The sequence below is a fragment of the Janthinobacterium woesei genome (assembly GCF_051380875.1).
In the GTDB taxonomy this organism is placed as follows: domain Bacteria; phylum Pseudomonadota; class Gammaproteobacteria; order Burkholderiales; family Burkholderiaceae_D; genus Janthinobacterium.
In genome coordinates this window covers 41,774-61,004 of sequence record NZ_JBNYXW010000021.1, presented here as the reverse complement: position 1 = coordinate 61,004, position 19,231 = coordinate 41,774, and the positions used below count along the sequence as shown (strand labels likewise).

The window sequence follows — 19,231 nt, the reverse complement described above, 5'->3', positions numbered from 1 at the left end:
CGGGCACGGCGTCACGCTTGACGACCACGGAAAGATGTTTGCTTATGACACTGCAGTTTCTCCTGCTGAACGCGCGCCCTGGGCCGCGCGCGCCATCCACGCTTTCGCCCCCATCTCCCCCATCTATTTCGTCCACGCCGCTCGCTCCTCTGTTCGCCCTGGCTTTGTCGTGCCTGGTCGTTGCGGCGCCGGCCATGGCGGCCGCGCCAGCTGGCAACAGCGTCATGCTCGAAGAGCTGACCAGCACGGAATTGCGCAGCCGCATCGAACATGGCGCTACCACCGTCTTGATACCGATCGGCGGCGTCGAGCAGAGCGGGCCGTACATCGCGCTTGGCAAGCACAATGTGCGCGCCGGGCTGCTGGCGCGGCAGATCGCGCAAGCCTTGGGCAATACCATCGTCGCGCCCGTCGTCAGCTACGTGCCGGAAGGCGCCATTTCGCCGCCGGCCGGCCACATGCGTCATGCGGGCACGATATCGATCCCGCCGGCCGCCTTCGAGGCCGTGCTGGAAGGCGCGGCGGCCAGCCTGCGCCAGCATGGTTTCCGCGACATCATTTTCCTCGGCGACCATGGCGGCTACCAAAAGAATGAGCAGAATGTGGCAAGCAAGCTCAACCGCGCCTGGGGAAAAGGTGCCATTGCCAAGGATGCACGCGCCTACGCCTTGCTCGATTACTATGACATTACGCAATCGGCATATGTTGCAGAGCTGCAAAAGCGCGGCTACAGCAACACCGAGATCGGCTTGCATGCGGGTTTGGCGGACGCGGCGCTGATGTTGGCGACCGACCCGTCATTGGTGCGCAGCGAGGCCATGGCGCATGGTGCGAAACCGGGCGTGCCTGACGGCGTGCGCGGCGACGCCACACGGGCAAGCAAGGAGCTGGGCCAGATTGGCGTCAAGCTGCAGCTCGACACTTCGGTGGCCGCCATCAAGCAACTGCTGCAACGTCATCAATAATCTTCCGCTGGAGGTGCGTAACTTCCGGCATTTGCAACGAAAAAACGCGAACTCACATGAAAAAATCTCAACGACGCACCATCGTCACTTTGTCCGCCCTGGCTGCCGCACTGGCCGGCCTGGGCGTGGCCAGCCAGGTCATCGGCGCCGGCACGCCGGTACCTGCCGCAGCAGCAGTCCCCGCCGTTGCGTATTCGCCGCTGCCGGGCATGCCGCCGCTGGTCGATCCGAAAAACGTGTATGGCAGCATTGCCAGCAGCAATATGAGTCCTGTGGTCAAGGATCACTTGCGCCGTGTCTACGTGCCGAACCTGCGTTCAAACGATGTCTACGTGATCGACCAGGACAGCTTGAAGGTGGTCGACAAGTTCAAGGTCGGCAGCGGCCCGCAGCACGTGGTGCCATCGTGGGACTTGCGTACCCTGTGGGTGGCGAACAACGCCGAGCGCACGGACAAGGGCAGCCTGACGCCGGTCGACCCCTTGACGGGCAAGCCGGGCAAGGAAGTGCCGGTCGACGATCCTTATAATATGTATTACACGCCGGACGGCAAATCGGCCATCGTCGTCGCCGAAGCGCGCCACCGCCTCGATTTCCGCGATCCGAAGACCATGGCGGTGCAGTATGCTATCGACACGCCCCAGTGCGGCGGCATCAACCATGCCGATTTCTCCAATGATGGCCGCTACGCCATGTTTACCTGTGAATTTGACGGCACCATTGCCAAGATCGACCTGGTAGGGCGCAAGGTCGCCGGTTACCTGAAATTGCAGATGCCGGCCAAGCGTTTTGCCGAGTCCGGCCCCGTGGGCGGCCCGGCAAATGAGATCTGCAGCGTCAAGAAGGGCATGCCGCAAGACATACGCATCTCGCCGGACGGCAAGAAATTCTTTATCGCCGACATGGATGCCGACGGCGTGCACATCGTCGATGGCGCCACCTTGAAGGAAATCGGCTTCATCCAGACGGGCGTGGGCGCGCACGGCCTGTACCCTAGCCGCGATGGCAAGAAGTTGTATGTGGCCAACCGCGGCACGCACCGCATCCACGGCAAGCCCAAGGGCAAGGGCAGCGTCAGCGTGATCGATTTCGCCACCGAAAAAGTGGTGTCGCAATGGCCGATTCCCGGCGGCGGCAGCCCAGACATGGGCAACGTCAGCGCCGATGGCAAGTATCTGTGGCTGTCGGGCCGTTTCGACGATGTGGTGTACCGCATCGACACGAACAGCGGCGACGTTTCCAAGGTGAAAGTTGGCCAGGAGCCGCACGGCCTGACCGTGTGGCCGCAGCCGGGCCGCTATTCGCTGGGTCATACGGGTAATTTGCGTTAGGCGCCCGCCTGTTGATACTGTACGGCAACTACGCGCGCATTATGCGCCTGCGCAGGGGCGCGCCTTGGGCTAGCAGTTCGAGCAACTCGACCCGCATTGCATGGTGTTTATCGGCCTGTCGCCGTTCGCCATTCGCCATGTGCCAGCGCAGCGCTGCGCTGGAAAGCGACGCGCAGATGCTGGCCCGTTACGCCCCCGATTTATAGTGCTGTCTTGGCAAGTGCGTGGCGCAGGCGCATACTGCGCTTCCCGTCTTGCGAGCGCGGCCATCTGTCATGGCCCGCGAGGAAGCGACATCGACCATCTATTGAAGAGTATTGCATGAAATCCGGCGCCACCCTGTTTGCTGACGCTTCTGGCCGCTACGCGTATGTGAGCGACGGCTTTTCCTGGCCAGCGTTTTTCTTCGGCCCCCTGTGGGCCGTGGCCAAGCGCCGCTGGTGGTTGCTGCTGTCCATGCTGGCCATGGAGCTGTGCCTGTGGTTTGGCAGCCAGTATGCTACCGGTCTGCACATCGGGCCGCTGATGTTGTTGATGATGAGCGCCGAACTCAGCTATCTGCTGGCGCGCGGCTGGTATGGCAACCGCTGGCTCGAAGCCTCGTTGCGCAACCATGGCTATGCGCCCGTCGTGCCCGGTACTGGCGTGCGCTATTGAATCTTCCTGACATACTTTCCTTCCTGAGACTGGCGTTCGCCAACGTCAAGGCGCCCGTCCCTCAAGGGGTGGTGTTGTCCGGGACGGGAATAGTCGCAGCCGATGGTGCGTTCACCGTGGCAGATCCGCTATTGGCATCGATGAAGGCGCTGATGTCGTCGAGCGTGGGCGCGAGCATGCGCAAGGGGCCGGCCAGCGAGGCGACCAGGGTGGTATGGCTGACGGTGTCGAAATACGTTTCCGTGACGGGCCGCTGCTGCGCGCGCAGCGCCGCAGCCAGGCCGCCCGTGTTGCGTTGCGGATTGACCAGCTTGTCCTTGCCTGGCGCCGGTGCGATCAGCAGGGCGGGCGGGGCCTCGGCCGTCACGTGGGCGATGGGCTGCGACGAAGCAGGCGTGTCCGGATAGAAAAATACAGGGCGGGCCGTCGGGTTCTCGATGGGCAGGAAGTCATACGGGCCGGCCAGGCCTATCCAGCCGCGCAAGTCGTGTGGGCGCATGCCGTGGCGCGCCAGCAGGCTGGCGTCGAGCGCCACCATGGCCGCATTGTAGGCGCCGGCGCTATGGCCCATGACGAACAGGCGCGAGGGATCGCCGCCATGGCGGCTCGATTCCATCGCGGCCCAGGCCACGGCGCGGGCCGCATCTTGCAATATCTGCGGGTAATGCACGTCAGGATACAAACGATAGTCGGCAATAACGGCAAGATAGCCGCGCGAAGCGAGCGCATGGCCGACGAAGGCATAGTCGGCCCGTTCGCCCGAAATCCAGTTGCCACCATAAAAGAAGACCACCACGGGCAGGGGGCCGGCAGGGTTTTTCGGTGCATACACATCGAGTTTCTGTCGTGGCAGGGGGCCGTAAGCGAGGCCCTGCGTCACTTGCGAGGCGCTGCCGGACGACAGCGCATTGATGGCCGTCAAGGGCGAGCAGGCGATCAGGCCGGCCGCCACTGGAAGCGCCGCCAGCAGGCTAAGCAAAGTGGTGCGCAGGATCGTCATGTTTGCCTCTTTTTTTTATGCATGATGCTTGCAGTGTAGGCCAGGCAGGGCAGGGTGCGCACGCGAAAGTTGTATTGAGGCATAGGTCATTGGCCAAGGTGTCATGTCAATCTTGCCACATCAATCTTGCAGCAGCCACTTGCGTGCCGTGGCGATGACGGCGTCCGACAGGGTGCGCGTGAGCGGCGTCTGGATGTCCCAGGCATGCCAGATCAACGGCACATCGAGCGCTTGGCCGGCCGCCACGTCGACCAGCCGACCGGCGGCCAGCGCCGTTTCCGCCTGCAGCAATGGCACCATGCCATACGCATAGCCCGCTTCGATGAAGCGCACGAAATCGCGCGCCGAGCCCAGCACATGGTGCGGGTAGCGGCCCGCATAGCCGAGCCGGTGCTGCAGATAGCGCTCATGCAGCGCATCCTTGCTGCCAAAGGTGATGGCGGGCGCCTGGCTGACGGCCTCGACTGTAAAACCGTGGGGAAACCATTGCCGCGCAAACGCGGGCGAGGCCACGCACAGGTAGCGCATGGCGCCCAGCGGCGTGGCCGTGGTGCCGGCCACCAGGTCGGTGGCGCTGGTGACGCAGGCAAACACGCGCCCTTCGCGCAGCTGGCTCAGGGTATGGTCCTGGTCGTCGAGACGGATGTCGAGCAGGCAGGACGGCGGCGTTAGCAGCGGACCCAGCGCTTCCGGGATCCAGGTGGCGGCGCTGTCGGCATTGACGGCGATGGCCAGCTCCGGCAATTGCGTGGTGGGGCCCGGCTGGGCGTCGAGCGCCGCTTCGAGCAGCTTGACCTGGCGGTAGTGGGCGATCAGGCGCTGCCCCGCTTCCGTGGGCAGGGGCGGATGGCTGCGGATGACCAATAAAGTGCCTTCCAGGTTTTCCAGCGTGCGGATGCGCTGCGACACGGCCGGCTGGCTGATCGCCAGCGCATGCGCGGCCTTTTCAAAGCTGCCCAGGCCGATCACGGCGTCGAGGGCGGCCAATCCACGGTAATCGACGACGCGCATAAGTTTATCTTATATATGTTTAGAATCATTCATTATACTTATATTTACTTTTTCTTTACACTGTTGAAATAGGGTAACAACTCCACTCTCCCGCACGGTCTTGCAGGTACTTAAACCGCTACACCCTCTACCTACCTTTTGATGTCTCTGCCGATGCCGGCGGAGCGTGGGCGGCCGTGCGCGTGATGGAAAGCAATGGAAAGGTATCAATATGGATAGCGCAATTTTCTTGAAAGGCATGGGGCTCGGAGCGAGCCTGATCGTCGCCATCGGCACGCAAAATGCATTCTTGCTCAAGCAGGGGCTGAAGCGCCATTACGTGCTCACCTGCATTCTGGTGTGCCTGGTGTGCGATGCCATCCTGATTACGGCCGGCGTGGCCGGCATGGGTACGTTTATTGCCGACAAACCTGATTTCCTGCTGTGGGCCAAGGCGGGAGGCGCCACTTTCCTGATTGCCTATGGCTTGCGCGCCGCCAAATCGGCCTGGCGGCCCTCGGCCATGACGGTCTCGGCCGCCAAGTCGCCGGAAGGTTACTGGGCAGTGATCGGTGCGGCGCTGGCGTTCAGCCTGCTGAACCCGCACGCCTTCCTGGACACGGTCATCCTGCTGGGTTCGATCGGCGGCCAGCATGAAGGCATGGGCCGCTTCTACTTTGCCGGTGGCGCCATCATGGCCTCGGCCCTGTGGTTCTGCCTGCTGGGCTTTGGCGCCCGCTACCTGGCGCCCGTATTTGCCAAGCCCATGGCCTGGCGCGTGCTCGACGGCATCATTGCCCTCGTCATGTGGGCCATCGCCGCCTCGCTGTTCCTGTAAGCAATTAACGCGTGAGGAATGCCAGGACGCGGCTGGCGAGCTTGCCATCTGGCGGCCACAGCAGTTTCAGCGCGCTGAAGCGCGCCTGGCAGGACACGGGCCGCAGCTTGGCGGAGCGTTTGGATATCTTCGCTGCCCGACATCACCCTGTCTATCAAGCTTTCGTGGCCCGGTCGCAGGCAGGGCCGGGCAACAGGAAGTCACTTGCGCGCTCAGGGGAATTCCACGGCGCGATGATACCTATCACTCCCAGCGGGGCGCGATTCGCCGTAAAATACCCGAAAGCCATATTTGCCGATTCAACCAGTATGCATACAGGATTGCCATGACCTCGACCGCGCCAGACTCCCTGCACATCGTTTGCCCCCATTGCGACGCCGTCAACCGACTGCCGCCAGCCCGGCTGCACGAACAGCCCACGTGCGGCAAGTGCCAGAAGGATTTATTTACGGGCCAGCCCGTGGACTTGGCCAGCGCGCGTTTCCTCAAGCATATTGAACGCAGCGACATTCCCGTGCTGGTGGATTTCTGGGCGCCCTGGTGCGGCCCGTGCCGCAGCATGGCGCCATTCTATGCCCAGGCCGCCAAGATGCTGGAGCCGGCGTTTCGCGTCGTGAAGGTCAATACGGAAGCATCGCCAGACCTGGGCACGCGTTTCAATATCCGCAGCATTCCCACCCTGGCCCTGTTCTTGCGCGGCGTGGAAGTGGCGCGCCAGCCGGGCGCCACCGATGCGAATGGCATCATTGCCTGGGCGAAAGACAAGGCGCGCTGAGGGGCAGCGGCGCCATCTTTTGCAGTATCGCCAGCACGCAGGCCAGCGCCGTGTCGATATCGAACCGGTCGATGGCGCCATAGCCGAGGAACAGGCCCTCGTGGCGGGCTGGACCGTGATTTTTTGCAAGATGCCTGAATAAACCCTGTGTTCGTTGGCGAACAGACGCTTGCGCGCTGGCGGCTTAACGTGGCGTAAATATCATCGGCCAGGGAGTCATCATGCAAGCCAATGTGGGCAATGTGGAAGCTGGCGTCGACAAGACGCCGCAGCAGCTGGAAGCCGCGCAGGAAGAGGCGCGCCGCGCCTTCATCGGCGAACTGTGGCAGCGCTTTGAAACGCTGCAGGAATGGGCCGTCAGCCATTGGCCGGACCAGAAAAACCCCTTGAGTTCGGCTGACTTCGTCGAGGCGCGCAAGGAAATTTTAAGTTTGCGTTCGCCGGCCGGGCCGCTGAACCAGCCGGCCACGCGCGATGCGGCGGAGCCGGCAGATGGTGGGGCGCAGTATGTCGATGTGACGCCCGCACCCTGGCCCTGATGGATTAGCTGGCCGCCGTTTGCCCCGCCCCGCCCTGGGCAAACACCCAGCATAGCAGGCTCACCACCAACCCAGCCATCACGCCATACGCCAGGTTCAGCGCGCTGTCGAACAGCAGCGGCGCCACCAGGCCGGAGACCAGCGCGAACAGCAGCATCTGGATAAAGGACTGCATCGACGAAGCCAGGCCGCTGTTGTTGGGGAAGTGGTTGAGCGCCATCAAGGTCATCGGCGGCATGGCGATCGACAGGGCGAACGAGTAAAAGAACAGGGGCAGCACGGCCCATGGCACTTCGGCGGCAAAGAAGTAGTTGTAGCCGATGTTGGCCAGCGCGGCGGCTAGCATCAAGATGAAGCCGGTCCAGATCATCTGGCGCTGGCTGAAGTGGTGCGCGATTTTCGCCGACAGGGCTGAGCCGAACACCATGCCGCTGATCAGGGGAATGAACAGCCAGGCAAATGCCGTTTCCGGCAGGTGCAGGATGTTGATGATGAAGTAGGCGGCCGAACCGATGTACAGGGCAAAACCGCCAAAGGCGGCGCCAATGGCCGTCGACAGCAGCAGGAATTGGCGGTGGCACAGCACTTTCCAGTAATTGACGGCGATGTTGCCCAAGTGGAAGGCGTGGCGCTGTTCTTTCGGCAGGCTTTCCGGCAGCGCGCGCCAGACGACGACGAACATCAGTACGCCGAAGGCGGTGAGGAACCAGAAAATCCAGCGCCAGCCCAGGCCAACTTGCAGCCAGCCGCCCAGCACGGGGGCAATCGCCGGCGCCAGCGCGAACACCATCATGATATGCGAGAGGATTTTTTGCGCGGCGGCGCCCGAATAGCGGTCTTGCACGATGGCGCGGCCGATCACCGAACCGGCACCGGCGGACAGGCCCTGCAGCACGCGCCAGGCCAGCAGCCAGCCCATGGACGGCGCCAGCGCGGCGCCCACGGAGGCGATCACATACAGCACCAGCGAGACGAGAATGACGGGACGGCGGCCGAACGAATCGGACAAAGTGCCGTAAAACAGCATCATGAAAGCGAACGTGAACAGGAAAAAGCTCAGGGTTTGCTGCACCAGCAGCGGGCTGGCATTGAAATCGTGCACGATGGCGGGGAAAGACGGCAGGTACGTGTCAATTGCGAGCGGTCCGACCATCGCCAGGCCCGCCAGAATCCATGTTAATAATTTAGTCATGTTGAAGAGTGTTTTTGTTAGTCCGTCATTTTACGCTAGTGGCAACAATCGGGTTGGCAGTAGGGCTGGCGAGGTTTGATATGCGTTTTTCGCATATCAAACCTTGAAATCCTTCGTTTGCTTTTCTGGTGGCCGCCATTAAGCTGGGCCGACCCGGCCTGTACGCCGTTTTTTGGAAGTGACACACCATGCACAGCATTTATCCCGCCGCGCCCGCCGACGACACGGCCCAGTGGAACCTGGGTCCCGTGATCCAGGCGCTGCGCAGCTCGCGCGAAGACAAGCACAAGATCCGCCATAACGGCAGGGTGCGCGAACTGCCGTCGCGCGAGGCGCTCACTACCATCGTCAATGGCCTGTCGGCGGCCCTGTTTCCCACGCATTACGGGCGCCCGAACCTGACGGATGAAAGCATCGATTATTTTGTCGGCGACACTCTCAACACCACCTTGAACCGCCTCAGCGAGCAGGTGCGGCGCGGCTTGCTATTTTCCGTGCCGGCGGGCGAGGAGCAGGACGCCGCGAGCGACGATGCGGCCCTGGCGCAGCAGGCGCGCGACATCACGCGCGCGTTTGCCGCCAGCCTGCCCGATATCCGTGCCCTGCTGGTATCGGACGTGCAGGCCGCCTACGCGGGCGACCCGGCCGCCACCTCGGTGGCCGAGATCATGCTGTGCTATCCGGGCACCATCGCTATTTTGTACCACCGCCTGGCGCATCGCCTGCATGCGCTGGGTGCACCATTCCTGGCGCGCCTGATCGCCGACATCGCGCACACCCTGACGGGCATCGACATCCACCCGGGCGCGCACATCGGCGCGTCCTTCTTCATCGACCATGGCACGGGCGTGGTGATCGGCGAGACGGCCATCATCGGCCAGCGTGTGCGCCTGTACCAGGCCGTCACCCTGGGCGCCAAGCGCTTCCCGGCCGATGCTTCCGGCGCGCTGATCAAGGGCACACCGCGCCATCCCATCGTCGAAGACGACGTGGTCATTTACGCGGGCGCGACGGTACTGGGGCGCATCACCATCGGCGCGGGATCGACCATCGGGGGCAATGTGTGGCTGACGCAGAGCGTGCCGCCTGATAGTAATATATCGCAGGCGCAGATGCGCAACGATTAGTAGCGGCGGAACGGAAAACGAACCCCAGCCTTTGCCTGTGGGTTAAAAGGCAGAGGCCTTACTTCACCGTCAGCGCTTCATAGCGGGCCACGGGTACGCCATCCTTCAGCAACAGCAGTTCCTGGTCGGCGTAGCGGTAGCCATTGACTTCGCCCAGGGTGGTCAGCAACTCGCGTTCGAGGTCCATGTCCTGCGGCTGGCACATCATCATGGTACCGGCCAGCTGCGCAAAACTCAGGGTGCTGACGCCATCGCTGGTGTAGCCGCCCATCATCTGGTTGCAGCCACTGTGGCCACTGGCGCGGCCTTCGGCCAGCAGCAGGGTCACATCGCGCTGCTCGGGCGCCGTGCGCACGACTTTCTTGCCCTTCAATTCCTTCAGTTTCCACTGTGTCTGCGTCAGCTTCGGTGCCGGCTTAACTGGCGACGTCGCGCCAGGCGCTGCGGCGGGCGCATCGGAACGGGCCGGCGTTTGCGCGCAGCCAGCGGTGATGGCGACGATGGCGGCGAAGGGAACTAGTCTGGCGATATTGAACATGGCGCTTCCTGATTGAAGTGATAGCTGCCAGAGTAGCAGATCGGCGCCACCGCAGCGTACACGGTTGACAAGTTCATTCCTGCCGCTCCTGTTCCAGCCGGGCGTCGAGCAAGGTGCGCGCCGCCGCCACATAGGCGCGGCATGCCTGCGGGTCGATGAAGGCTTCGCTGCCGGCCGTGGCGCTTTTCTCCAGCCTCTCCCACAGTTTCGACGCTTCCGGGTGGGCCGAAATAAGCACGTCGCAGGGCAGCTTTTCCAGGGTGTCGAAGCTGTGCTGGAAATCGGCCAGCGCGTTTGGATACTCGCTACTGGCGCTGAATTTGAAACCGGGCCGCGAAACGGCATTGATGCTGTCCGCGTACACCATATTCAGGCAGCGCGGGCCGTCGCACGATTGCCAGGTCCAGCTCAGGCCTCCGGGCGTGTGGCCCGGCGTGGCATGCGCCGTCAGGTTGACGGGGCCGACGTTGAAATGGCTGCCGTCGCGCGCCAGGCGCATGTCCTTCACGGGCCGATACTTGGGCAGCGCGTGGTATTGCGGGTCATCGGGTCCCACTTCGCCCGATGCCAGGTCCAGCGCGGCCGATGGGCTGGCGGCCACCAGCGCGTTGCTGCGCTGCTGCAATTCGGCCAGGCCGCCCGCATGGTCGATATGGCCGTGCGAATTGAGTATCAGCTTGACGTCCTCGATGCGAAAGCCCAGCGCGCTGATATTGGCGATGATCTTTTGCGCCGATTCCGGCAAGCCGCCATCGATCAGCACATGGCCTTGCGGCGACGTGACCAGCACCGAACTGAGGCCCATGACGCCCACATAATAGGTGTTGCCGAAGATGCGGAACGGCGCCTGGTCGGCGTTCCAGGTGCTGCAGATGTCGCAGCCTGGGGTGGCGGGCGTCGCTGGCGCCTGTGCCAGGGCCAGGGAACCATGGCCGGCCAGCAGCAGGGCCAGGGCCAGCGCGCGTGGTGGTGTGTGGGGCATTGCAGTCCTTATCAGTGTTGCCAAGGTGGCGTATGCTGACATGGAACGCAGTCTGGCGCAAACGCTCACACGCTCACGGCGACTCTGGCGCTGCCGGCGTGCAGGCGGCAGCGTCCAGGTAGGCCAGTTTGATCAGGGTATCGTCCGGATAGCGGGTATCGCCCACGGGCGAGAGAAAGGACTTGCCAGCGTTTTGCACCGGCAGGGTGACGCGGCGCTCGCCATCGAGCAGGGTGGCGGCGCCATGGCCTCAAATCGCGTGCGCGGCGTGCAATTGGCCGAGGATGGCTTCTTTTAATTGGGCTTGTGCCGCCGGTGCGCGCAAGCGTGGCCGGGGCTGGGCCACGTCGTAATGGGCGCGTGGCGGTCCGGCGTGCGTGTCGAGCATGACGATGCGGTCGCTCAGGTACAGCGCTTCATCGATATCATGCGTCACCAGCAACACGGTCAAGCCATGGCGTGCGGCGACGGCGGACAGCAGGTCTTGCAGTTTCATGCGCGTAAACGCGTCGACGGCGGAAAACGGTTCGTCGAGCAGCAGGATGCGGGGCTGGCCAAACAGGCCGCGGGCGATGGCGGCCCGCTGCGCCTGGCCGCCCGACAGCTGCTTGGGCAGGCTGTGCGCATGGCCGTGCAGGCCCACTTCTTCCAGTAATTGCGTGACCCTGGGATCGTGTTCGCCTCTGGCGCCCAGGCCAAAGGCGATATTTTGCGCCACCGTCAGCCAGGGAAACAGGCGCGGCTCCTGGAAGATCAGGCCGATATCGGCATGCACGCCGTCCAGCGGACGGCCATCGAGGTGCAGCTTGCCGCGAAAGTCGCCATCCAGGCCCGCCACGATGGATAGCAGGCTGCTTTTGCCGCAGCCGCTGGCGCCGATCAGGCTGACGATGTCGCCCTGGTGCAGCTGCAGTTGCAGGTTGTGCAGCACGCGCCGCGCACCATAGCGTTTTTCAATGATAGCGATGTCAAGCAGGGGAGTCATGCGGGGCCGCTTTCGTCAGATGGTCGTGTAGCTGTCGCGCCAGGCGAGCAGACGGTTTTCCAGGCGCTGCATCAGGCTGTCGCTGGCCTTGCCCAGCACGGCCAGCAGCATGATGGCAGCCAGCACGATGTCGGCGCGGCTCGTTTCGCGCCCGTCGCTGAGCAGATAACCGAGGCCCTGGCTGGCGGCGATCAGCTCGGCCGCCACCATGAACATCCAGGCCAGGCTCAGGCCATTGCGCAAGCCCGTAAAAATGGCGGGCAGGGCGGCCGGCAGCAGCACGCGCCGCGCCAGCGCGGGGCGGCTCAAGCGGTACAGGCGGGCCGCGTCGATCAGCTTGCGGTCCACGTCGCGGATGCCCGAGGCCACGCCCATGTACACGGGGAAGAAGGCGCCGATGCCGATCAGGACCAGCTTAGGCGCTTCATCAATGCCCAGCCACAGCAGCAGCAATGGCACCCAGGCCAGCGAAGGAATGGCGCGCAGTGCCTGGAACGTAGGGTCCAGCAGCGCCTCCACCTTGCTGTTCAAACCGACGGCCGCCCCCAGCACGATGGCCAGCAGGGCGCCGCCGGTAAAACCGATGGCCACGCGCACGCTGCTGGCCAGCACGTGGCCGGCCAGGCCGTGGCGCGACAGGTCTGCGACGGTGGCGGCGATGTCGCTGGGCGCAGGCAGCAGGTTGGCGGGAATGGCGCCCGTGCGCACGCCAATTTCCGCCGCCAGCAGCGCAACGCCCGGCAGTAGCAAACCCCAGGCCGCGCGTGGCAAAAGCAGGCGGCGCGGCGCGATCGCGTCTTGCTCGGCATGGGCTGCGCTGAGTAGTTGTCTGGCCATGGTGTTAGCTATGCCTTGGCGATGTAGGGCTGGGCGAAGCGCGTGTCGACCAGCTCTGCGATGGCGCGGTTCAAGTCGGCGCCGGGCTTGACCAGCGCTTCATCGGCGAGGATGGGCGCGGCCGCCAGCAATGCCTTGAGGTGTTCGCTGGAGGGCTGCGGATTGCTGAAGTCACTGCGCAGTTTTATCTGCAGCAGCGCTACCGGCAGGCTGACCTTGGCTTCCTCAGACAGGATTTTCGCCGCCTCGCCCGGGTTGGCGCGTATCCAGGCGCGCGCCCTTTCGTAGGCTTGTATCACCTTGCCCGTTTCGGCCGGCCGGCTGGCCAGGAAATCTTCGCGCACGTTCAGGAAGCCGTAGGTATTGAAGGCCACGTTGCGGTAGATCAGGCGCGAACCCGATTCCAGTTCGCTGGCGGCCATGTGCGGATCGAGGCCGGCCCAGGCATCGACCTTGCCTTGCTCCAGCGCGGCGCGGCCATCGGCATGCTGCAGGCTGACGTGTTCGATATCGCCGCGCTTGAGGCCCGCCGTTTTCAGTGCGCGCAGCAGGAACAGATACGGATCGGTGCCCTTGGTGGCGGCCACTTTCTTGCCCTTCAAATCGGCGATGCTGCGGATGGGACTATCCTTGCGCACCACCAGCGCCGTCCACTCGGGGCGCGAAAAAATATACGGTGCGCGGATGGGATTGCCGTTGGCCCGGGCCAGCAGGGCGGCCAGGCCGGCGCTCGAACCGATGTCGATGCTGTTGGCGTTCAGGTATTCGAGCGCGCGGTTGCTGCCCGCGCTGAGCACCCACTTGATGCTGGTGCCATCGGGCTTGAATGCTTCTTCCAGCCAGCCGAAGCGGCGCAAGACCAGGCTGGTGGGCGAGTAGTAGGCGTAGTCGAGGCGCAGCTCCTTCAGGGGCGCCGCAGCGGAGGCAAGGGTGGGCAGGGCGGTGATGGCGGCGCCGGTGGCGGCCAGTTGCAAGACGGTTCTGCGTTTCATGGTGTCCTTGAGTGGGGGGAGTGATGCTTCAGGCCGCAGCCAGTGTGCCGGCTTCGGGCGAGATGCTGACCTGGCGTCCCGCATGGCCGGCCGGCAAGCGCGGGCCCTGGCCGAAGACCTTGTGGCGCAGCGTGCCTTCTTCGTAGCTGCTGCGGTAGCGGCCGCGCCGCTGCAGTTCCGGCACGATGTAGGCCACCACGTCGGCCATGCTGTCGTGCGCCACGGCGAAGGCCAGATTAAAGCCGTCGATGCCCGTCTCGTCCATCCAGGCTTCCATCTGGTCCGCCACCTGCCGTGCATCTCCCACAAACACGGGGCCACGCCCGCCAAGGCCGATGTATTCGGCTGCCTCGCGCACCGTCCAGCTGCGATGCGGGTCGGCCTGGCTGAACGATGCCAATGCCGAGCGGCCAGCGTCCGAATCGATGTACTCGATGGTGGCGTCGAGCCGGTAGCGGCTGAAATCGACGCCCGTCCAGCCGGACAGCAGCACCAGCGCCGCCTCGATATTGATATGGCGCAAATAGTCGGCATGTTTTGCGCGTGCGTCCGCTTCGGTGGCGCCCGTGATGACCAGCGCCTGCGCGTAAATCAGCAGCGCATCGCCGTCGCGGCCCGCCAGGCGCACGGCGGCGCGCAAGTCGTCCGCGTAGCGCTTGACCACGGTCTTGCTGGGGCCACTGACAAAGGTCGCTTCCGCGTGGCGCGCCGCAAAGCGCGTGCCGCGCGGCGAAGTGCCCGCCTGGTACAGCAGCGGCGTGCGCTGCGGCGACGGTTCGCACAAATGGATGCCGGGCACCTGGTAATGGCGGCCCACGTGATTGATCGCATGCACGCGCGCCGGATCGGCGTAGATGCCGCGCGCCTTGTCGTTGACGACGGCGTCGTCATCCCAGCTCTTTTCCCACAGCTTGTAGACGACGTCGAGGTATTCGTCGGCCAGGTCATAGCGCGCATCGTGGCCCAGCTGCTGTGTCAAGCCCAGGTTGCGCGCCGCGCTATCGAGGTAGCCGGTGACGATATTCCAGCCGATGCGCCCGCCCGTCAGATGGTCCAGGGTCGAAATGCGCCGCGCAAACGTGTACGGATGCTCGTAGGTGAGGGCGCAGGTGACGCCGAAACCCAGGTGCGAAGTCGCTTGCGCCATGATGGGCACCAGCGCCAGCGGATCGTTCAGCGGCACCTGCACGCCGTGCTCCAGGGCCGCATCCAGGCTGCCCCGGTACACGTCATATACGCCCAGCACGTCGGCGAGAAAAACCGCATCGAACAGGCCCGCTTCCAGCAGCCGCGCCAGCTCCGTCCAGTGCGCGGGATCGGTGTAGCGGTGGCTGCGGTCGCGCGCATGCGTCCACAGTCCCGGCGACTGGTGGCCCACGGTATTCATCTGGAAGGCGTTGAAGCGTATCGTCTTGCGCATGGTTTATTTGCTCACGGAGTTGGCCGCCGTCTGCAAGGCTTGCTGATAATCGGGTTTCGAATAGCCGGCAAAGTGTTTATTCGTGATGTCCAGGAATTCGCGCGAGCGGTAGGCGGCCGCGAGGTCTTTCGCGAACTGCTTGTCCTTGTCGGCCGTGCGTATGGCCACCAGGTTGATGTAGTTGGGCGAAATTTTCTCGGCCACCAGCGCATCCGTCAGTTTCAGTCCCGACGCCAGCGCGTAATTGCCGTTAATGAAAGAATAATCGGTGTCGCCCAGCGAGCGTGGCAGCTGCGCCGCTTCCAGCGGCAGCAGCTTGATTTTCTTCGTGTTGATGGCGATATCCTTTTCCGATGCGCGCACGGGGTCAAAATTGCTGCGCAGCTTGACCCATTTCAACTGGTCGAGCAGTACCAGCGCGCGTGCCTGGTTGGTCGGGTCGTTCGGCAAGCCCACCGTCGTGCCTTCCTTCACATCGTCCAGCGTCTTGTGCTTCTTGCTGTAGATGGCGATTGGCGCCGTGGGAATAGTGATCAGGTCCGTCAGGGCCAGCTTGTGTTCGGCCGCGAATTTCTTCAGGTAGACGATGTGCTGGAAGACGTTGGCGTCGAGCGAACCCTCGGCCAGCGCAAAGTTGGGCTGGATGTAGTCGTTGAATTCGACCAGCTTGACCTTGTAGCCCTGTTTTTCCAGGATCGGCTTGATGCCCAGCTTGATCTGGTCCGCGTACGGCCCGGCGCTGGTGCCGATGGTGATATCTTTCGGGTCCTTGGCATGGACGAAGTTGCTGGCCAGGGCCAGGGTCAGGGCGGTAAGCAGTATGGTGCGGCGGGCGATGGTCATGGCAGTTCCTTTGATTGAATGGAGTATCAATAAAACCCAACAGCAGATGCTGGGGTCAGACCCGGCGGGTCTGAGCCCAGGTGATGTCACGAATAAGCGGTCGGCTCGGGCACGGTGCCGCTCAAGGCAAAGCGTCCCAGGTCGCGCAGCTTGTAGTCGATGGGGTCGTGCAGGGTGTGCACGCGCACATTGCGCCAGTAGCGGTCGAATCCATACTGGGCCGAGGTGGAGCGCGCGCCCGTTAGTTCGAACATCTGGCTGCTGATCTCCAGACCCGCCTTGTGCGCCAGGCATTTGGCTTCGGCCACGGACACGGCCAGCAAGCCCCGTTCGCGCGCCGTGACCAGCGCGCCCTTGCGAAACACCGCTTCGAGTTCCTGCGCCGCGCCGTCGGCCAGCACTTGCGCGGGGCGCAGCAGCAGCCACAACTGGCCGTAGCGGTGCTGTATCAATGGGTCGTCCGTGGCCTGCGCCACGCCCGAGGCAAACCAGGCCTTTGCCTGTTCGCCCGTGTAGCGGCGCGCCGCCTCGAACGCCCCTTCGGCAATGCCCAGATACAGGTTGGCCATGATCAGCTGCGCGATCTGCGAGCGCACGCTGGCTTGGGGCGTGGCCGCTTGCGCGGGCGCTTGCAGCACCAGCTCTTGCGGCAGGGCGACCCCTTGGAAATGCACATTGCCGCTGTCCGTCTGGCGCTGGCCGAAGGCGTCCCAGTCAGCCTGTACCTGCACGCCGTCCTGGCGCGTGGGCAGGGCGGCGATTAGCGCCGTCTGCGTGGGCGCATGCCAGGCGGAGACGGTCAGCCAGTCCGAGCCCACGGAGCCGGAAGAAAAACTCTTCATGCCATCGAGGATAAAACCGTCTTCGCTGTCTGTGGCAGTGACGCGTTTGTCGAGCGGATTCAATGCATTGCCCCAGAACAGGCGCTCGTCGACGGTCAGCGCGAGCAGGCGGCGCTGCTGCAGCGCGCTGCCATACAGCTGCAGGCCAGCCAGCTGCAAATGGTGGAAGCCGAAGACATGCGCCAGTGCGCTGTCGGCGCGCGCCAGGATGCGGATCACCTGGTATACGAGGGGCCAGGAAGCACCCTGGCCGCCGAATTCCACAGGGATGGATAAAGTCAGCAAGCCCGATTCGCGCAGCCATTCGCGTTCTTGCGCCGCATGGCCGCCGGCCTGGTCGCGGGCGTTGGCCGTTTCGGCCAGGCGCGCAGCGAGCAAGGTGGCGATGCCGATGGCGTCTTGCAGCGGTGCCGGTGCGGGGGCGGTGGAGCGGGAGGAATGCAGAAAAGCGCTAGACATTGGGGTAATTCCAGAAAGACGATGAAGCTGATATTGCACCGCCGTGCGCGCGCCGTACACGAAGAAAACCGCAGATGGATATGCGAAAAAAGCCGCTGTGGGCCGAACGCGATGCGGTGCGGGGCGTCGGGCCTGGATAGTCGGAAAACGCATATCAAAGCGCGAAAGCATTCGTTTTGTCCGGCGCCTGATGGCGATAGGCTGCAAGCATCCGAGTAGATCCACTTTCGATAACGCACAGGGACGGGCATCACATGAGCATCTTGTTATTGGGCGGTAGCCCGCAACACCCATCGAGTTCCAGCCGTTTGCTGCTGCATATTGGCGAGCAGCTGGCGCTGCAGGGCCACAGCTACAGCAAGCTGCAGGTGCGCGACCTGCCTGCGCGTGCCTTGCTGCTGGCCGACTACGACGACGTGGCGATTGCCCATGCCGTGCGCGCCGTGGCTGACGCCGACGCCATCGTGATCGCCACGCCGATCTACAAGGCGGCATATACGGGCTTGCTGAAAGCTTTCCTCGACCTGCTGCCGCAAGATGGCCTGGCCGGCAAGCTGGTGCTGCCGCTGGCCACGGGTGGCGGCCATGCCCACACCCTGGCGCTCGATTATGCGCTGCGCCCCGTGCTGCATGCGCTGGGCGCCAAGCAAGTCTTCACCAGCATTTATGCCAATGCGCAGCAGCTGGCCTGGCACGAAGAGCGCGGTCTGAGCCTGGACGCGCCGATTGCCGCCCGCGTGCAGGCCGGCATCGATGAATTGTCCTCCGGGCTGTTCGTGCTGCAGGGCCAGCGCCCGCCCGCACCGGTGGCCGCCGCACTCGATCCATATCTGCCCGGCCGTTCGCTGCACGAGCAGCCTTACGCGCCCCAATTTCAAACCGCCTGACCATCCATCGACCAAGGAACCGCCATGACCCACCGCCACGCACAACGCCTTTCACGCCGTACCACCCTGGGCCTGCTGTTTGCCGCCGTCGCCGGCGTGATGGCGGCCGGCATGCCGGTCGCGGCGCAGGCGCAAAGCAAGCCGGAAGTGCGCATCGGCTACCAGAAATACGGCACATTGACCTTGCTCAAAGGGCGCGGCACCCTGGAAAAACGCCTGGCCGAGCAGGGCGTAGGCGTGAAATGGACGGAATTCCCGGCCGGCCCCGTGCTGCTCGAAGGCTTGAACGTGGGCAGCATCGATTTTGGCAGCGTGGGCGAGGCGCCGCCCATCTTTGCCCAGGCGGCCGGCGCCAACCTGGTATATGTCGGCAATGAACCGGCGTCGCCAGCCAGTGAAGCCATCGTCGTGCCCAAGGGGTCCAGCCTGCGCACGCTGGCCGATTTGAAGGGCAAGAAGATCGCCCTGAACAAGGGCTCGAATGTGCACTACCTGCTGTTAAAAGCACTGGAAAAGGCCGGCGTCGCGTATGCCGACTTCCAGCCCGTGTTCCTGCCGCCGGCCGATGCGCGCGCCGCCTTCGAGCGTGGCAGCGTGGATGCCTGGGCTATCTGGGACCCGTTCCTGGCGGCTGCCGAAAAGCAGCTGGGCGCCCGCGTGCTGGCCGATGGCAAGGGGCTGGTGGCGAACTACCAGTTCTACCTGGCGTCGCGCACCTATGCCGAAAAAAATCCTGAAATCCTGCGCATCGTGCTCGATGAAGTGGCCAAGGTCGATGACTGGGGCCGCAACAACCCGGACGACGTGGCGACGATCCTGTCGGCACAGACGGGCTTGAGCAAGGACGTGGTGGCGCTGGCCGCCTCGCGCTATGCCTATGGCGTCAAACCCGTGTCGGTCGATGTCATCGCCTCGCAGCAAAGGGTGGCGGACGCATTTTCCAGCCTGAAACTGATCCCGAAACCGATCGTTGTCAAGGATGCGCTGCTGCCGGCGCGCCAGCTGGCCACCAGCACTAAATAAAGAAAGAAC

Annotated in this window: 21 protein-coding genes; 9 read left to right on the top strand and 12 right to left on the bottom strand. The window is 63.8% G+C overall.

Annotation, left to right across the window (positions count from 1 at the left end):
- Positions 1-44: 44 nt before the first annotated feature.
- The 3 genes from ACQ4W6_RS22370 to ACQ4W6_RS22360 all read left to right on the top strand — a co-directional run bounded on the left by ACQ4W6_RS22370 (position 45) and on the right by ACQ4W6_RS22360 (position 2,953).
- Complete coding sequence (locus ACQ4W6_RS22370) at positions 45-965, top strand: creatininase family protein (RefSeq protein ID WP_436569376.1); 921 nt, start codon at positions 45-47, stop codon at positions 963-965.
- Between the two features lie 56 nt (positions 966-1,021).
- Positions 1,022-2,296, top strand: a complete 1,275-nt coding sequence (locus ACQ4W6_RS22365) for a YncE family protein (RefSeq protein WP_436569375.1) — start codon at positions 1,022-1,024, stop codon at positions 2,294-2,296.
- A 321-nt stretch (positions 2,297-2,617) separates the two neighbouring features.
- Positions 2,618-2,953, top strand: a complete 336-nt coding sequence (locus tag ACQ4W6_RS22360; RefSeq protein ID WP_436569374.1) for a DUF2628 domain-containing protein — start codon at positions 2,618-2,620, stop codon at positions 2,951-2,953.
- Positions 2,954-3,014: 61 nt separating this feature from the next.
- On the opposite strand, the gene ACQ4W6_RS22355 is transcribed toward ACQ4W6_RS22360, so the two are convergent.
- Positions 3,015-3,953: an alpha/beta hydrolase gene (locus ACQ4W6_RS22355; protein ID WP_436569373.1), complete on the bottom strand. Its 939-nt coding sequence runs from the start codon at positions 3,951-3,953 to the stop codon at positions 3,015-3,017.
- A 120-nt stretch (positions 3,954-4,073) separates the two neighbouring features.
- On the bottom strand, positions 4,074-4,964 hold the full coding sequence (locus tag ACQ4W6_RS22350; protein ID WP_436569372.1) for a LysR family transcriptional regulator ArgP: 891 nt from the start codon (positions 4,962-4,964) through the stop codon (positions 4,074-4,076).
- A 211-nt stretch (positions 4,965-5,175) separates the two neighbouring features.
- Between ACQ4W6_RS22350 and ACQ4W6_RS22345 the strand changes: the two genes are divergently transcribed.
- From ACQ4W6_RS22345 to ACQ4W6_RS22335, 3 genes are all read left to right on the top strand, one after another.
- Entirely contained in the window at positions 5,176-5,781 is a 606-nt protein-coding gene (locus ACQ4W6_RS22345; protein ID WP_436569371.1) for a LysE/ArgO family amino acid transporter, read from the top strand.
- Between the two features lie 325 nt (positions 5,782-6,106).
- A complete protein-coding gene (gene trxC, locus ACQ4W6_RS22340; RefSeq protein ID WP_436569370.1) occupies positions 6,107-6,556 on the top strand; it encodes a thioredoxin TrxC in 450 nt (149 codons plus the stop codon).
- Positions 6,557-6,777: 221 nt separating this feature from the next.
- Positions 6,778-7,095 carry a hypothetical protein gene (locus ACQ4W6_RS22335; protein ID WP_436569369.1) on the top strand — a complete coding sequence of 106 codons (318 nt, stop codon included), beginning with the start codon at positions 6,778-6,780 and terminating at the stop codon, positions 7,093-7,095.
- A 4-nt stretch (positions 7,096-7,099) separates the two neighbouring features.
- Here ACQ4W6_RS22335 and ACQ4W6_RS22330 read toward each other — a convergent pair whose 3' ends face one another.
- Entirely contained in the window at positions 7,100-8,287 is a 1,188-nt protein-coding gene (locus ACQ4W6_RS22330; protein ID WP_436569368.1) for a multidrug effflux MFS transporter, read from the bottom strand.
- 188 nt (positions 8,288-8,475) lie between these two features.
- On the opposite strand from ACQ4W6_RS22330, the gene epsC reads away from it, so the two are divergent.
- On the top strand, positions 8,476-9,414 hold the full coding sequence (epsC, locus tag ACQ4W6_RS22325) for a serine O-acetyltransferase EpsC (RefSeq protein ID WP_436569367.1): 939 nt from the start codon (positions 8,476-8,478) through the stop codon (positions 9,412-9,414).
- Between the two features lie 58 nt (positions 9,415-9,472).
- Here the strand turns inward: epsC and ACQ4W6_RS22320 are convergent, their stop codons facing one another.
- The 9 genes from ACQ4W6_RS22320 to ACQ4W6_RS22280 all read right to left on the bottom strand — a co-directional run bounded on the left by ACQ4W6_RS22320 (position 9,473) and on the right by ACQ4W6_RS22280 (position 17,312).
- On the bottom strand, positions 9,473-9,952 hold the full coding sequence (locus ACQ4W6_RS22320) for an META domain-containing protein (protein WP_436569366.1): 480 nt from the start codon (positions 9,950-9,952) through the stop codon (positions 9,473-9,475).
- 73 nt (positions 9,953-10,025) lie between these two features.
- A complete protein-coding gene (gene bla, locus ACQ4W6_RS22315; protein ID WP_436569365.1) occupies positions 10,026-10,934 on the bottom strand; it encodes a subclass B3 metallo-beta-lactamase in 909 nt (302 codons plus the stop codon).
- 73 nt (positions 10,935-11,007) lie between these two features.
- A complete protein-coding gene (locus ACQ4W6_RS22310; protein ID WP_436569364.1) occupies positions 11,008-11,133 on the bottom strand; it encodes a hypothetical protein in 126 nt (41 codons plus the stop codon).
- A gap of 51 nt (positions 11,134-11,184) precedes the next feature.
- The gene (locus ACQ4W6_RS22305; RefSeq protein WP_436569363.1) at positions 11,185-11,919 is read right to left on the bottom strand and encodes an ABC transporter ATP-binding protein; all 735 of its coding nucleotides are present in this window, start codon (positions 11,917-11,919) and stop codon (positions 11,185-11,187) included.
- Between the two features lie 15 nt (positions 11,920-11,934).
- Positions 11,935-12,756: an ABC transporter permease gene (locus ACQ4W6_RS22300; RefSeq protein ID WP_436569362.1), complete on the bottom strand. Its 822-nt coding sequence runs from the start codon at positions 12,754-12,756 to the stop codon at positions 11,935-11,937.
- Between the two features lie 8 nt (positions 12,757-12,764).
- Positions 12,765-13,748: an aliphatic sulfonate ABC transporter substrate-binding protein gene (locus tag ACQ4W6_RS22295; protein ID WP_436569361.1), complete on the bottom strand. Its 984-nt coding sequence runs from the start codon at positions 13,746-13,748 to the stop codon at positions 12,765-12,767.
- A gap of 28 nt (positions 13,749-13,776) precedes the next feature.
- A complete protein-coding gene (locus ACQ4W6_RS22290) occupies positions 13,777-15,168 on the bottom strand; it encodes an LLM class flavin-dependent oxidoreductase (protein WP_436569360.1) in 1,392 nt (463 codons plus the stop codon).
- Between the two features lie 3 nt (positions 15,169-15,171).
- On the bottom strand, positions 15,172-16,011 hold the full coding sequence (locus ACQ4W6_RS22285) for a MetQ/NlpA family ABC transporter substrate-binding protein (protein WP_436569359.1): 840 nt from the start codon (positions 16,009-16,011) through the stop codon (positions 15,172-15,174).
- An 86-nt stretch (positions 16,012-16,097) separates the two neighbouring features.
- The gene (locus tag ACQ4W6_RS22280; RefSeq protein ID WP_436569358.1) at positions 16,098-17,312 is read right to left on the bottom strand and encodes an acyl-CoA dehydrogenase family protein; all 1,215 of its coding nucleotides are present in this window, start codon (positions 17,310-17,312) and stop codon (positions 16,098-16,100) included.
- A 254-nt stretch (positions 17,313-17,566) separates the two neighbouring features.
- Here ACQ4W6_RS22280 and ssuE point away from each other — a divergent pair, with 254 nt between their 5' ends.
- Both ssuE and ACQ4W6_RS22270 read left to right on the top strand, forming a co-directional pair.
- Positions 17,567-18,199: an NADPH-dependent FMN reductase gene (gene ssuE / locus ACQ4W6_RS22275; RefSeq protein ID WP_436569357.1), complete on the top strand. Its 633-nt coding sequence runs from the start codon at positions 17,567-17,569 to the stop codon at positions 18,197-18,199.
- 24 nt (positions 18,200-18,223) lie between these two features.
- The gene (locus tag ACQ4W6_RS22270) at positions 18,224-19,222 is read left to right on the top strand and encodes a sulfonate ABC transporter substrate-binding protein (protein WP_436569356.1); all 999 of its coding nucleotides are present in this window, start codon (positions 18,224-18,226) and stop codon (positions 19,220-19,222) included.
- Positions 19,223-19,231 lie beyond the last annotated feature (9 nt).